Source organism: Streptomyces sp. NPDC043427, from assembly GCF_056436655.1.
The window spans coordinates 1-12,921 of sequence record NZ_JBWKCC010000047.1 but is presented as its reverse complement, the minus strand read 5'-3'; the positions used below and the strand labels follow the sequence as shown (position 1 = coordinate 12,921).

At 67.7% G+C, this 12,921-nt stretch carries 11 protein-coding genes and 2 pseudogenes; 8 read left to right on the top strand and 5 right to left on the bottom strand.

Annotated features, from left to right (window positions below):
- The first annotated feature begins 185 nt into the window (after positions 1-185).
- A pseudogene (locus tag AC067M_RS43435) lies at positions 186-914 on the top strand (IS6 family transposase).
- 161 nt (positions 915-1,075) lie between these two features.
- On the opposite strand, the gene AC067M_RS43430 reads toward AC067M_RS43435, so the two are convergent.
- From AC067M_RS43430 to AC067M_RS43415, 4 genes are all read right to left on the bottom strand, one after another.
- Entirely contained in the window at positions 1,076-1,795 is a 720-nt protein-coding gene (locus tag AC067M_RS43430; protein ID WP_478702522.1) for an IS6 family transposase, read from the bottom strand.
- A 228-nt stretch (positions 1,796-2,023) separates the two neighbouring features.
- The gene (locus AC067M_RS43425) at positions 2,024-2,407 is read right to left on the bottom strand and encodes a DUF6009 family protein (protein WP_478702521.1); all 384 of its coding nucleotides are present in this window, start codon (positions 2,405-2,407) and stop codon (positions 2,024-2,026) included.
- 190 nt (positions 2,408-2,597) lie between these two features.
- The gene (locus AC067M_RS43420) at positions 2,598-4,130 is read right to left on the bottom strand and encodes a DNA primase family protein (RefSeq protein WP_478702520.1); all 1,533 of its coding nucleotides are present in this window, start codon (positions 4,128-4,130) and stop codon (positions 2,598-2,600) included.
- Between the two features lie 664 nt (positions 4,131-4,794).
- Positions 4,795-5,769 carry a helix-turn-helix transcriptional regulator gene (locus AC067M_RS43415; protein ID WP_361981581.1) on the bottom strand — a complete coding sequence of 325 codons (975 nt, stop codon included), beginning with the start codon at positions 5,767-5,769 and terminating at the stop codon, positions 4,795-4,797.
- Positions 5,770-5,849: 80 nt separating this feature from the next.
- Between AC067M_RS43415 and AC067M_RS43410 the strand changes: the two genes are divergently transcribed.
- Both AC067M_RS43410 and AC067M_RS43405 read left to right on the top strand, forming a co-directional pair.
- The gene (locus AC067M_RS43410; RefSeq protein WP_478702519.1) at positions 5,850-6,584 is read left to right on the top strand and encodes an alpha/beta fold hydrolase; all 735 of its coding nucleotides are present in this window, start codon (positions 5,850-5,852) and stop codon (positions 6,582-6,584) included.
- Between the two features lie 26 nt (positions 6,585-6,610).
- Positions 6,611-7,687 (top strand): winged helix DNA-binding domain-containing protein, encoded by a 1,077-nt coding sequence (locus AC067M_RS43405; RefSeq protein WP_478702518.1) that lies wholly within the window; start codon positions 6,611-6,613, stop codon positions 7,685-7,687.
- 55 nt (positions 7,688-7,742) lie between these two features.
- Here AC067M_RS43405 and AC067M_RS43400 read toward each other — a convergent pair.
- Positions 7,743-8,975, bottom strand: a pseudogene (locus AC067M_RS43400) (transposase); the annotation flags it as partial.
- A gap of 460 nt (positions 8,976-9,435) precedes the next feature.
- Between AC067M_RS43400 and AC067M_RS43395 the strand changes: the two are divergent.
- The 5 genes from AC067M_RS43395 (at position 9,436) to ku (ending at position 12,857) form a co-directional block, all read left to right on the top strand.
- Positions 9,436-9,789, top strand: coding sequence for a hypothetical protein (locus AC067M_RS43395; RefSeq protein WP_478702517.1), 354 nt, complete (start codon positions 9,436-9,438; stop codon positions 9,787-9,789).
- A 47-nt stretch (positions 9,790-9,836) separates the two neighbouring features.
- Entirely contained in the window at positions 9,837-10,553 is a 717-nt protein-coding gene (locus tag AC067M_RS43390; RefSeq protein WP_478702516.1) for an IS6 family transposase, read from the top strand.
- Between the two features lie 65 nt (positions 10,554-10,618).
- Entirely contained in the window at positions 10,619-11,422 is an 804-nt protein-coding gene (locus AC067M_RS43385; RefSeq protein ID WP_478702515.1) for an Ig-like domain-containing protein, read from the top strand.
- Between the two features lie 475 nt (positions 11,423-11,897).
- Positions 11,898-12,107: a DUF6207 family protein gene (locus AC067M_RS43380; RefSeq protein WP_478702514.1), complete on the top strand. Its 210-nt coding sequence runs from the start codon at positions 11,898-11,900 to the stop codon at positions 12,105-12,107.
- A gap of 84 nt (positions 12,108-12,191) precedes the next feature.
- Positions 12,192-12,857, top strand: coding sequence for a non-homologous end joining protein Ku (ku, locus tag AC067M_RS43375; protein ID WP_478702513.1), 666 nt, complete (start codon positions 12,192-12,194; stop codon positions 12,855-12,857).
- Positions 12,858-12,921 lie beyond the last annotated feature (64 nt).

The following is a 12,921-nucleotide window of genomic DNA, read 5'->3' as shown; positions in this document are numbered from 1 at the left end:
CCCTTTGGCAGCAGGTGAGACGGAATTGATTGGTCATCATTGACCCCTCAGGAGTGATCGGTGACCCGAATCACCCCGGCTGGCGCCCAAGGCACAACAACCCGATGAGACAGCCCCCTGTAGCGCGGGACAGGGCGTTGTCAACTTGGCGGACGTGCCGGGTGCCTGCGACGATCCTCAAGTCCTTGGCCGTCGGGAGGGGCGTCGTGTCACCGTCGTACAAGGGGTACCGGTTCCCGGCGGAGATCGTCGCTCACTGCGTTTGGCTCTACCACCGCTTCCCACTCAGCTTCCGTGAGGTGGAGGAGCTGATGCTCGCCCGGGGTGTGACCGTCTCCCACGAGACGATCCGGCAGTGGTGCGTGAAGTTCGGCCCCGCCTATGCCCGCGAGCTGTGGCGACACCGGCCCCTGGCCGGGGAAACAAGTGGCATCTGGACGAGGCCTTCTCATCAAGGTCAACGGCGAGCGGCAGTACCTGTGGCGGGCGGTCGACCAGGACGGCAACGTCCTGGACATCCTCGTCCAGAGCAAGCGGGACGCCCAGGCTGCCAAGCGATTCCTGACCAAGCTGATGAAGAAGCAGTGCCGAGTGCCGCGCGTACTGGTCACCGACAAGCTCCGCAGCTACGGCGTCGCCCACCGTGAGCTGATGCGGTCGGTGGAGCACCGGCAGTCGAAGTATCCGAACAACCGGGCGGAGAACTTACACCAACCGACGCGCGGCAACGCGAAAGCGCCGTGAAGGGGTTCCGCTCCGCGGGCGGAGCCCAGCGCTTCCTGTCGGTCTTCAGCGCGATCTCACCGCACTTCCGGCCCCGCCGTCACCGCCTCACCGCTGCCAGCTACCGCGCTCAGATGACCACCCGCTTCACGAACTGGAACGAGATCGCTGGCCTACCGGCCACGGCCTGAGGACGAGTCCCGGCGCATGCCCCGACCGGGTCCGGCCTACACCAATACACCTTCTGTCCAGCCAAGTTGACAGCGCTTCCGCCACGGCGCTGTCACGTTGCTGGGTGCGTAGGTGTCTGATGGTGCGTCACGGCGTGGTGGAGCCCGGTTCCGGGCTGTGCTCAGGCCGCGGTAGCGAGGCCGGCGACGCCGGTGATCTGCTCCCAGATCGCGAAGCGGACGGTCATCTCGGCGCGGTAGTCGCGTGCGGGCATCAGATGGCGGCGGGGCCGGAAGTGGGGTGAGATGCCGCTGAACGCGGACAGGAACCGCTGTGCTCCGCCCACGGAGCGGAAGCCTTTCGTCGCGCGTTCGCGCTGCCTGGTGGGCTGGTGGCTGTTCTCGGCCCGGTTGTTGAGGTACTTCGACTGTCGGTGTTCGACGGAGGGCATGACCTCGCGGTGGGCGGCGCCGTAGGAGCGGAGCTTGTCGGTGACGATCACCCGCGGCACCGTGCGGGTCTTCTTCATAAGCCTGCGGAAGAAGCGCCTGGCCGCGGCCTTGTCCCGGCGGTTCTGCACGAGGATGTCGAGGACGTTGCCGTCCTGGTCGACGGCCCGCCACAGATACTTCTGTCCTCCATTGATCTTTATGAAGACCTCGTCCAGGTACCACTTGTCCCCGGACCGGGGCTGCCGGCGGCGCAGCGCGCCTGCGTAGGTCTGCCCGAACTTGCCGCACCAGCGTCGCACCGTCTCGTAGGAGACGACGATTCCGCGCTCGAGCATCAGCTCCTCGACCTCGCGCAACGACAGCGGGAAGCGGAAGTACAGCCACACACAGTGGGAGATCACCTCGACCGGGTACCGGTGACCCTTGTACGACAGCGACGCACTCCCCACGGACGACCCCTCCCCGCCTGATCAGCCAGAAGATCATCCCACCAGTCAGCCAACGTGACAGTGCCCCCGGGGGCGATTTTCCCGACCGGAGGTCTTCCGTCGTCCTGCACCTCGCCGGACAGGCATACGTGGACGACAGCGCCGCCGACCCACCCAGCGATCGACGCCGAGCCCGCTCCGCCCTCTGCGACGGCAGATCCCAGCCGAGCAGTTGGTAGCTACAGGCCGTCAGGAGCGGGAGCCGGTTATGGCAGCTGGCCCGCTCTGCGAGCGTGGGGTTTTTTCGCCCACCTTCTTCACGTCGATGGTGCGCGGGTCCACTGCTTCCCCGGGGGCGCCTTCGCGGTACAGGCCGCCGGGGAGGCTGTCGCGGTCGTGCGGGAGGAGGAAGAAGACGCGGCGCTTGTACAGGCCGCTGTCGGGGTCGGGTTCGGCCTGGTCGTCGAGGAGGGCGTAGCCGACCATGCGGCCGTCGCGCGCGTAGGGGGGTTTGGTGTTGCGGCGGCGGGTCTTGTCGAGGGCCTGGCGGACGTAATCGAAGTTTTCGGGGTCTTCCAGCCACACGACGTGCTCTTCGTGGGTGAGATCGCTTTCGGTCAGTAGCGAGCTCATGGCTGCTGCCCCTCCTTCATCTGCTGGGCTGGGCGGTGGCCCGCCTCGTAGTGTGGTGAGCCGCCCGCTGCTGGACGTGGCCCTGCGGCTCCATGGTAAGTCGGGTGGGTACAGGTGGGTAGGGACTTGTGGGCCTGCTGGGGGGCGGGGCCGCTGTGCTGTGGTTCGCCGGATAGGCATGGGAGTTGGTTCATGACGGGGTGTCCAGCAGGGCGATGCCGGGGTAGTACTTGCGGCCATTGGATTTGATCATGTCGGCGGGTGAGGCGAGGCCGACTTCCTGCCTGACGCGGGTGGCGAAAGCGCGCGTGCCGGCGGGGCGGATGCCTTCCCCGGTGCTGCACCAGGACGCGTAGGCGGTGTACAGCAGGCCCTGTTCGACGCGCAGGTCGGGCTGAGCCTCGATGTCGCGGGTGCAGCACTCGGTGAGGAAGCGGCCGATGTGGTCCTCGGTGTTGGCGTATGCACTGGTGGCGATACGGACCCGGTCGGGGCCCTCGAGGCTGTCACGGGTGGTGAGGTAGCGGCGGGCCCCTTCGATGAGCCATTGCAGGATGCCGGGGCCCTCGTCGCGGACGAGCTCGAGCGCCAGGTTGTCGATCTTGCGGTGGTCGGGCACGGTCCGTTCGAAAGGCACCAGCCGGATGCGGCGCCAGAACGCGAAGCCCCCGTTGCTCACCTCGGGCCGGTGATTGCCCAGCAGCCACAAATGGTGGGTGGGTGCGAAGGAGAAATAGTCCTGGCGCATCCTGCGGGCCTTGATCTTCTCACCGCCGGTAAGGAGCTTGACCCGCGCCTCGTCGAACTTGTCGTTGGGCTTGAGTTCGCTGCAGACGATGAGTCGGCGGCCGTGGAGCTCGGTGAGTTCGGTGGAGTGCTCGGAGAAGGCACCCCGGTCCATGAGGAAGCCGGGCGGGGCCGCGTCGGCGTAGTCCCCCAGGATCTGGATCATGACGTCCAGCAGGACGCTCTTGCCGTTCTTGCCGTGGCCGTGGAGGAAGGGCAGGACCTGGGCGCCGACGTCGCCTGTGATGGAGTAGCCGAGCAGCAGGTGCAGGAAGCCGATCATTTCTTGGCCTTCGGCGTCGTCGCCGAAGGTGTCATGCAGGAAGCGGTGCCAGCGCGGGGTCCGGGTCTGCTGGGGGGCGACGCTGGTGGCGCGGGAATGGAAGTCGCGGGTGGGGTCGGGTTTGCGTAGCAGCCCGGTGTTCAGGTCGACGACGCCGGCGGGGGTGCACAGGGCGTAGGGGTCGCCGTCGAGGGTGTCGGGGTCGACGGACAGGTCCGGGGAGGCCTTGGCCTGGGTGAGGAGGGCCTTCATGCCGGTGGTCGACAGGGTGCGCTTCTTGTGGTGGTGGAGTTCGCGGTCGCTGAAGAGTCCCCGGGGGTCGGTGTCGGGCATGTCCTCGGCCATCTCGCCGGCGGCCCACAGGGCGGCTTTCTCGCCGCCTGTGCGCTTCCAGCGGTAGCCGTCCCAGGAAAACCAGCCCAGACCTTCGACGTGGCGGAACTGATCGCGGTAGAGCTTGACGAACAGTTTGGCATTGCCGCGGTCGGTGAGTGTTCCGGGCAGCGGGGCCGGCAGCGCCCAGGATGGCGTGGCTAGGGGGGAGGTGTGGGCCTGGGCGGGCAGGGCTGCCGGCTGGTGGTCTGCCTGTTCGAGGTCCAGCATCTGCTGGGCAGCGGCGGTGGCGTCGAAGCGTGGCGTCTCGGCGCTGCTCATGAACGTCCTTCGAGGTGGAGCGGGCGAGCAAGGCCGGCGGCGAGGGCGTCGTTGATGATGCGTTCGTTGCGGGCGCTCTGCCAGGGGCGCGCGGTCTCGGCGGCCTCGCGCAGCAGGGCGCGTGCGGTGTGTTCGTCGAGGTGTCCGGCGGCCGCGAGTCCTCCGGCCGTGTAGGCGGCCTTGTTGAGCTTCTCGGTGAAGGCGACGCCCTCTGGCGTTGCCGCGCACTCGGCAATCTCAGCCCGATCCCCGCGAGGCCCGGATCGCGCGGCTGCGGGACCTCAACCAGCGGCTTACTAGCAAACTCGCCTGCACGCACACTGAGTTCAAGCAGCTCAAGGAGCGTCATCATCTGCTGCTGTCCGTATTGGCAGCCAAAGACGACGAGCTTCAGCGCCTCCGGCGCGAGCTGAGTACGTTCCCCGCTCCGGTCCCTGATCAAGGGCAGGGGGACAACGCCATGGGCGTCATCCCCCTGCCCCGGCTCTGATGCCCGCACTGGTGAGATAACGCTCGACCTTCGCAGTGTACGTGACCGGAAGAGCGGACAGGGGCACCACCCTGGCGCGCGGCAGCCGGAGCGCGCGCCCGCTTCCGAGTTCGGTCACCGGTTCGATCGTCACGCCGTCCCGCCCTTCCGGTCCTGCCGCAGTAAATCCGGTATTTACTGCGGTAGTTCTTCCGGTCTCCGCTGGGCGGCTGCGGTGAGCTGGGCGGCCAGATTCTTGAGCGCCTGCCGTAGTTCGTCGGGATGGTGGATGGTGAAGGGCCACTCCAGGGAGGCGAGCATGTGGGCCATGCCGTCCAGCCGTTCTGCCCGTGCGTGCATGAGAACGCCGGTGGGCTGGGCGGTGAGGGTCACCGCTGGGCGCGGCAGCCGGCGGGCGATCTCATCGAGGGGGCCATGGATCGTCACCTCGACCTGCCAGCGGTATGGCCCCTGGGCGAGGGTCGAGGTCAGGTGGGCGACGGGGTCGAAGCCGTCGGGTGCGGTGAAGCTGTCGGCTCGGGGGGTGACGGAGGCGATGCGGTCGATGCGGAAGGTCCGTAGGCTGTCGCGGAGGTGGTCGTGGCCGACGACGTACCAGCGGCCGGTGTGGAAGACCACGCCGTAGGGGTCGATGTCGCGTTCGGTGTGTTCCTGGCGCCAGGACTGGTGGCTGATACCGACGGTCGCGCGGGCGCGGGAGGCCTGGGCCAGTGCCAGCAGGACGCCGGTTCCGGGTGCCTGACCGATCACGGCGTTGGCGGTGAACGACAGGGTCTCTCGCATGGCGGCGAGCGGCTCGCGCAGGGCGTGCGGAAGCACCCGCTCGATCTTGGCCAAGGCACCGGCACTGGCTGGCGCGGCAGTGCCCATGCCCAGACGTTCTGCCGCGAGCAGGCCAAGAACGACGGCGAGGGCCTCGTCATTGGTGAGGACCAGAGGGGGCATGCGGTAGCCGCGGGCCAGTCGGTAGCCGCCGTAGCGGCCACGTTCGGCCTCCACGGGGATGCCCAGTTCCCGCAGGTGCGCGGTGTACCGGCGCACCGTGCGCACGTCGGTGTCCAGCCGGTCGGCCAGCTCCACCCCGGTGAGCCGGGCGTTGGACTGGAGGAGTTCCAGCAGGGTCAGCACACGGGTCAGGGGATGCGACATGGATCACTCGGCATTTCAGGGCGGATTCTGTCCTGTATCGACTTTACGCTCCCCGCAGCACCTCACTTCAGGGAGAACACATGGCCACCTTCGTACTCGTTCCCGGCGCCTGGCTCGGGGCATGGGCCTGGGAAGACACCGCCCGAGCTCTGCGGGAGCGCGGCCACACGGCGCTGCCGCTGACACTGACCGGCCTGGCCGAACACGCCGACCAGGGCGGCCCTCAGACAGACCTGGACACGCACATCGCGGACATCACGGGATTCGTCGAAGAGCACGATCTGGGCGACGGCACGCTGGTCGCCCACAGCTACGCGGCTGCCCCGGTCACCTGGGCAGCTGGACGTCTCGGCGACCGGCTGGAACGCGTGATCTACGTGGACAGCGCCCCGTTCGCCGCGGGCATGTGCATGCTCGACCTCATGCCACCGCAGGCAGCGGACCAGCTGCGCCAGCAGGTCGACGCGTCTGGCGACGGGTGGCGGCTGCCGATGCCGCCGTTTGAGGTCCTGGGCTTGTCCAGCAGCCTCGACGGGCTCGATGAGGGCCAGCTGGACGCTCTGCGCACGGGTGCCACCCCTCAGCCGTTCGGTACCTTCACCCAGCGTCTCGCCGGCCCGGCCGAGCCCGGTCCCGGTGTGGACCGTGTCCTGGTGGCGTGCCATGACTTCACGGGGCTGCTGGATGCCGGGGTGCCGATGCTGGCCTACCTGAACCAGCCGCCGTGGCGGCGCTTCGACCTGCCCACCGGGCACTGGCCGATGCTTTCCGCGCCCGCCGAACTCGCCGACATCCTCGACAAGGCCGTCTCCTGACCGCGCTGGCTGAGAGGCACAGCCCGATGCTTGACCACGAGAGCGTCCGCCGGCTGCGGGCCCACGCTCAGGCCCTGGCCGGCGGAGCACGGGAGGACTCTGCCGAGGCGGTCGTCCGACGGGTATTCGCTATCCAGGCCCAAGACGCCACGGCCGCCGACCTGGGCATCCGGGTACGCGGCCGGGACATCACCGCCCAGGCCATCCGCACGGCATACGAGAAAGAGCGGAGCATCGTCCGCGGCTGGTACATGCGCGGCACCCTGCACACCATTCCCAGCGACGACGCCCGCTGGGTGTTGCGGTTGCTGTCCCCGCGGATTCTTGCCGCAACCAGCCGCCGCTACCAGCAGCTGGGCCTGGACGATGATCTGCGCCAGCGCGCCGACTATCTCATCCGGCGCGTTCTCGCCGCGCACGGCCCGCTTACCCGGGCCGAGTTGACCGAGCACCTCACCACCTTCGGTATCTCGCCGGACGGGCAGGAGCCTTTCCACCTGATCCGCCACGCGGCACTCACTGGCGTCCTCTGTCACGGTCCGCAGCGCGCCGGTGAGGCCACGTATGTACTGCTCGACGACTGGCTGCCCACCACCGGGGGCGCCCGGTGGGAGGAAGGCGCTGCTCTCGCCGAGCTGGCCCGTCGCTACCTGGCCGCGCACGCCCCCGCCACCTTGGAGGACTTCGCCGCCTGGTCCGGGCTGCCGGTCACCTGGGCCCGCAGGGCCTGGAAACTGCTGGCGGAATCCGGCGTGATCACCAAGTACGGCGGCTTGACCATGCTCGCGGGACGGGTGGAGGAACTCCCGGGCCCGTCTGACACTCCAGACGTTCGCATGCTGCCCGCCTACGACAACTACCTGATCGGCTACCGCACTCGCGAGATGTCCGTCCCCGCTCTCCACCAGGCCCGCGTCTGGCCAGGAGGCGGCCTCATCCGGCCGACCGTCATCGCCGACGGCCTGGCCATCGCCACCTGGAGCCGTGGCTCCGGCGCGCGCTCCATCAAGGTGGATGCGTTCGAACCTGTCCCCCCTCAGATCCAGCGGGAAGTCGACATGGAGAAAGACGCCGTCGTCCGCTTCCTGCGGCCCACCACATAGCCGACCCGCATCCCGATCCAAAAAATAGGGCGGCCGCGTAGGCGAGAACGTTGGGTCAAGTGGCCTGACCGAGGCCGACGGCGATCAGACTCTGCTCACGGAGCGGGGTGAAGTCGACGTCAAGCTTCGGGTCGTACGCTTCCGGCTGGATACCGAGTTCGTGCGTGCTGTATTCGCCGAACCGGTTGACGTGCTCGGTCAGGTACGGCGAGATGTGGGCCAGGTCCTCGGGGTCGATCTCCCAGCCTTCTTCCAGCAGCTGGCGGATGATCTCGGCGATGTCCAGGGCATTGTGGAAGATCACCATGTTCGTGAGCAGGGCGTTGAATTTCATCGCTTTCTCCTGCTCGATCGGGTCGTTGTCGGCGATGACGCCGCGGTTGCCGAAGCCGATCCACTGGGAGAACCGGTTGAACGACTCGACCTTGTTGGTCGCCGCGGTCACCCGCCGGCGAAGCGGCGCGTCCGAGAGGTAGCGCAGGAGCTGGACGGTGCGGATCACGCGGCCGACCTCGCGGAAGGCGGCGTAGGTGTTGGCGTAGGTGGCGTTCTTCCGCGACCCGGAGCGCAGCCGCTTGAGCAGCGTGGAGGAGGAGATGGTGCCCTCGCGTACGGAGACGGCCACTCGCATCAGGTGGCGGAACTGGGACTCGATCAGGTCGAAGTCGATGACGTTCTTGCCCGGCTCGCCGAACAGGGCGTCGATGTGCACGTACTCCGTCTGCTTGGAGGGCCGGTAGAAGGTCAGTTCCTTCCAGTTCCTGATCCTGGGCATCAAGTCGAAGCCCAGGAGGTGGGCGAGCGCGAAGACGGGGAAGCTCTGGCCCTGGGTATCCGCGTGCACGGTGGTCGGCTGCACCTCACTGGTGTTCTTCAGCAGGCCCTCGATGATGTAGACGGCCTCCCACACGCCGCACGGGATGAAGTGCGTGAACAGCGCGATGTAGGTGTCCGAGACGTGGTGATAGGCGATCCCGCCCGGCTTGCCGTACCTGACGCTCGTCTCGGAGAGCAGGTTGTCGAGATAGGTGTCCATGTGGGTGCCGTCCGCCGCGACGGTGGTCCCGTCGCCCCATGCCTGCGAGATGTCCAGGCGGGCGTGCGCGTTCACCAGGTCGGAGATCGCCTCGTTCAGCAGCACGATGGAGAAGTGCTTGTTGGCGACGTACGACAGCTCGTGCCCGCTCACGCCGGGGATGTGTCGGGCGGCCTCGTACGGGCCCATGTTGGTGCCCTTGACGAACGTGACGATCACGTAGCGGCCCAAGGGGTCGGTGAGCTTGGGCTCGTTGCCCGATGGGGGGGCCGAAACGGCGCCACCACTCCACCCAGTACGCGGTCCGGGCCACGATCCCCATCAGGGAACGCTCCGGCATCCTCGCCTTGATCTCCTGCTCCAGCCGCTTCGCCGAGGGCCGCTGGCGGTCCGCCCTTAACGCCTTCAGCGAGGGGATGCCCGTTTCCAGATCGATGACCAGGCAGTCGTTCTCCGGGTACCCGGCGTCCGCTGCCGCGGCGGCGCCTCGCAGCTTGTCCTCCAGCTGCCGGCGGAAGAACGTCGCGTCGAAATCGGCGCTCTCGCCCGCCTCGGCGAGGCCGACCTCCACCAGGTAGGACCCCAGCGTCTCCTGGACGACCTCCCAGGCCAGCAGCTGCTCGGACCAGTCGGCGTACTCCTCCGAGCCGACCACCGCGACGTCGCCGGTGCGCAGTTCCTCGGCGAGCGCGGTGAAGACCATCGCCTCGAAGTGCTTGCGCACGAACTGCCCAGTCCGGGTCTTGTCGACCACGGCCTTGCGCCAGTTCTGGGTGGCGAAGGAGATGTCGACCTCCTCGCCCTCCGCGTTGAAGGCGGTGATGTACTCGCCGCGGGCCGCCTGGTGCCGCTGGGCGTGCGCGAGGGCGTCCAGTACCCGGCTGTCCTCGCTGGTCGCGGTGAACTTCAGCTTGTCGTTGTCGGCCAGGTCGAACATCACCGCCCGGTCCCGGCCGATCTGCCCGTACAGCAGCACTTCCCAGAAGTTGCCGTGATGGGCAGAGACCTTCTCGATCTGCTCGTACTGCTTCGCGAACCCACCGAAGGGCGCTGTCACATTGGCTGAGCGGGTGGAATAATCTTCTGGTTGATCGTGTTGGAGGGGGTTGTTCCGTGGGGGCCGTGGCTCCGTCGTACAAGGGGCACCGGTACCCGGTCGAGGTCATCTCCCATTGCGTGTGGCTGTATCACCGCTTCCCGCTGTCGTTCCGCGAGGTCGAGGAGCTGATGCTCGAGCGCGGGATCGTCCTCTCCTACGAGACGATCCGCCGCTGGTGCGGCAAGTTCGGTCAGCGGTACGCCGATTCGCTGCGCCGCCGCCGGCCCCGGCCTGGTGACAAGTGGCACTTGGACGAGGTCTTCATCAAGATCAATGGGGAACAGAAGTATCTGTGGCGGGCGGTCGACCAGGACAGCAACGTCCTGGACATCCTGGTGCAGAGCCGCCGGGACAAGGCCGCGGCCAGGCGCTTCTTGCGCAGGCTGATGGAGAAGACCCGCACGGTGCCGCGGGTGATCGTCACCGACAAGCTCCGCTCCTACGGGGCGGCCCATCGCGAGGTCATGCCCTCCGTCGAGCACCGCTCCCACAAGGGGCTGAACAACCGGGCGGAGAACAGCCACCAGCCAAGGCAGCGCGAACGGGCGATGCAAGGCTTCCGCTCCGTGGGCGGAGCCCAGCGGTTCCTGTTCGCATTCAGCGGCATCTCACCCCACTTCCGGCCCCGACGCCATCTGATCCCCGCACACCACTACCGAGCCGAAATGACCGTCCGCTTCGCAATCTGGGAGCAGATCACCGGAGTCGCCGGCCCCTCCACCACGGCCTGAGCACAGCCCGGAACCGGGCTCCACCGCGCCACGACGCACCATCAGACACCTACCCACCCAACAACGTGACAGCGCCGGTCGGTGCGTACGAGTTTCTGTGGCGAGACGCCGACGGAAACGTGTTCGTGAACCAGGTTGTCGATCTCGCAGGAGGAGGGTCAAAGGGGCCTCGGCCGGGATCCCGGTTCCCGCAGGTTGCGGACCCCTGCAACCTGACGGACATCAACCCGGGGAACGTGCTCGCGGTGGAACCGTCGATCGCTCAAGCCGTTCGGGACCGGTGGACGCCCCTGGCGCATACGGAAACCCGCGTCCCCAAGACTGTCGTCGCGTCCTCCCTGTCGGAACTGGCCGCGGTGAAGGCGACAGCCGTCTACTCCGACGGTTCCACGGCCGACAAGTCTGTCGCCTGGGACACCAGTGCAGTGGACTTCTCGGCTCCGGGAACCTACCGAGTCTCCGGCACGGTGCAGACTCCCGTTCGCCCCTTCCCATTGGCGCGCGGGTACGCGGACCCGGTGATTCTGCCCTGGGAAGGGAAGTACTACTACATCGCGACCAACGACAACGTGGACGCCATCGGCCTCTACGTCCGAGAGTCCGAGACGATCAACGGCTTGTTCGACGACGGGTTCCGCGAGCAGGTGATCCTCGACGCGGACGAGAGCAAGGGCTTCGTGCAGACCTTCTGGGCCCCTGAGTACCACCAGATCGGCAACGACCTCTATATCTTGTTCGCTGTCAGCGGCACTGAGTGGGGGCCGCAGTGCCACATGATGCGACTGGCGAAGGGGGCCGCAACGGGGATGTCAGCACCCCGACCACGCCGAACGGCCTTGATGACCTGGGCAGACGCCAAGACCCTGTGACGGGCCGCGCAACCCCTACCGCAACTTCTGGCGCAACACCCAGCGCAACCTCTACCGCAACACCGGACGCAACCCGGCCCAGCGACGATGGCTACGGATACGACACCCGGCCCATAGATCGAACAGCTGTGCCATTCAGGTCGTATCCTGCGGCAAGGCGATCGGTGGTGGTCGCCCAGAACAGGAAACGACGATGACGACCTCCGTGCCACCGGTGACGGAACCCGACCCCTCCGCCCTCGTCTGCTCCGGTGACCTGGTCGGCCCGTGCGCCAAGTGTCAGCGCAAAACCCACAAGTACGGCCGGGGCGGCTGCCGCTGTGCCAGTGGTGCATGGCGCCGGTGAAGGAGCGGTGGGGCCCAGGCGTGCGCTACGTCAGCACGCGCGTCTAGCCGCGTACTCGCTCACGTACCTGGTCGGGTGAAGACGCCCCGATTGGAGAACTTCTGCGGGCGTCGGGACGTCGTGCTGTGCATGAGGGAGATCAGTGACGCGCATGTGGCGGTTCCGGGCCTGGCCGTGGTGGAGGTCGCGGCCGCCGATGACGAGACGGCCTTCGCCATCCAGGAGCTGCTCGCCTCGCGGTGCGCCATCGCTCCGGCGGACCAGAGGACCCGGGAGCCCGGCGAGCCCGGTGTACGGCTGCGGTTCTCTCTGGACCTGCACCAGGAGCCCGGCTCGTAGCCCTGCGGGGCGGCCCGGCCTTCCTCGTGCGGGCCGCGCCCGCGGCTTAGGCTGGTGGTGCTCGGGGCTGCCTGGAGGTGTGCCATGCCGAGCGTGTTCACCGGCGCCCTCGTGTTCGGGCTCGTCAGCGTCCCGATCTCCGTCGTCAGCGCGACCGAAGATCACAGCGTCCTGTTCCGCCGGATCCACACCGTCGACAACGGCCTGGTCCGCAACCGCTACTGGTGCGAAGTCGAGGACCGTGAGGTCTCATTCGGGGAGATCGGGCACGGCTACGAGCTGCCCGGCGGCCGCGTCATCCCCATCTCGGACGAAGAGCTGCGCGCCCTGCCGCTGCCGACCGCCCGCGCGATCGAGCTGATCGCGTTCATCCCGGCCGCCGCCGTCGACCCGCTGCGGATCGGCTCGGGCTTCTACCTCCAGCCGCAGGGCGCCACCGCCGTGAAACCGTACGTGCTGCTGCGGATGGCGTTGGAGCGGGCGTCCCGGGTCGCGGTCGTCCGGTCCGCGTGGCACGGCCGGGAGCGGCTCGGTCTGCTCAGGGTCCGCGGGCAGGTGATCGCGATGCACGGGCTTTTGTGGCCGGATGAGGTCCGCGACCCTGCCGAGGTGTTCCCCGCGCCGGTGCAGCTGGGCGAAGACGAGATCGACGAAGCCCTGACCCTGATCGAGGCCATGACGCTCGACAGCCTCGAAGGCCCTCAGTTTTCCGATCACTCAGCTTCTTCGAGGTGGCCACCGATCAGGTGACGGTCCGCGAGCCGCAACGAGCGAGGCCCCCGGGCTGTTGACCGAGATGTCTGACGTCTCAATC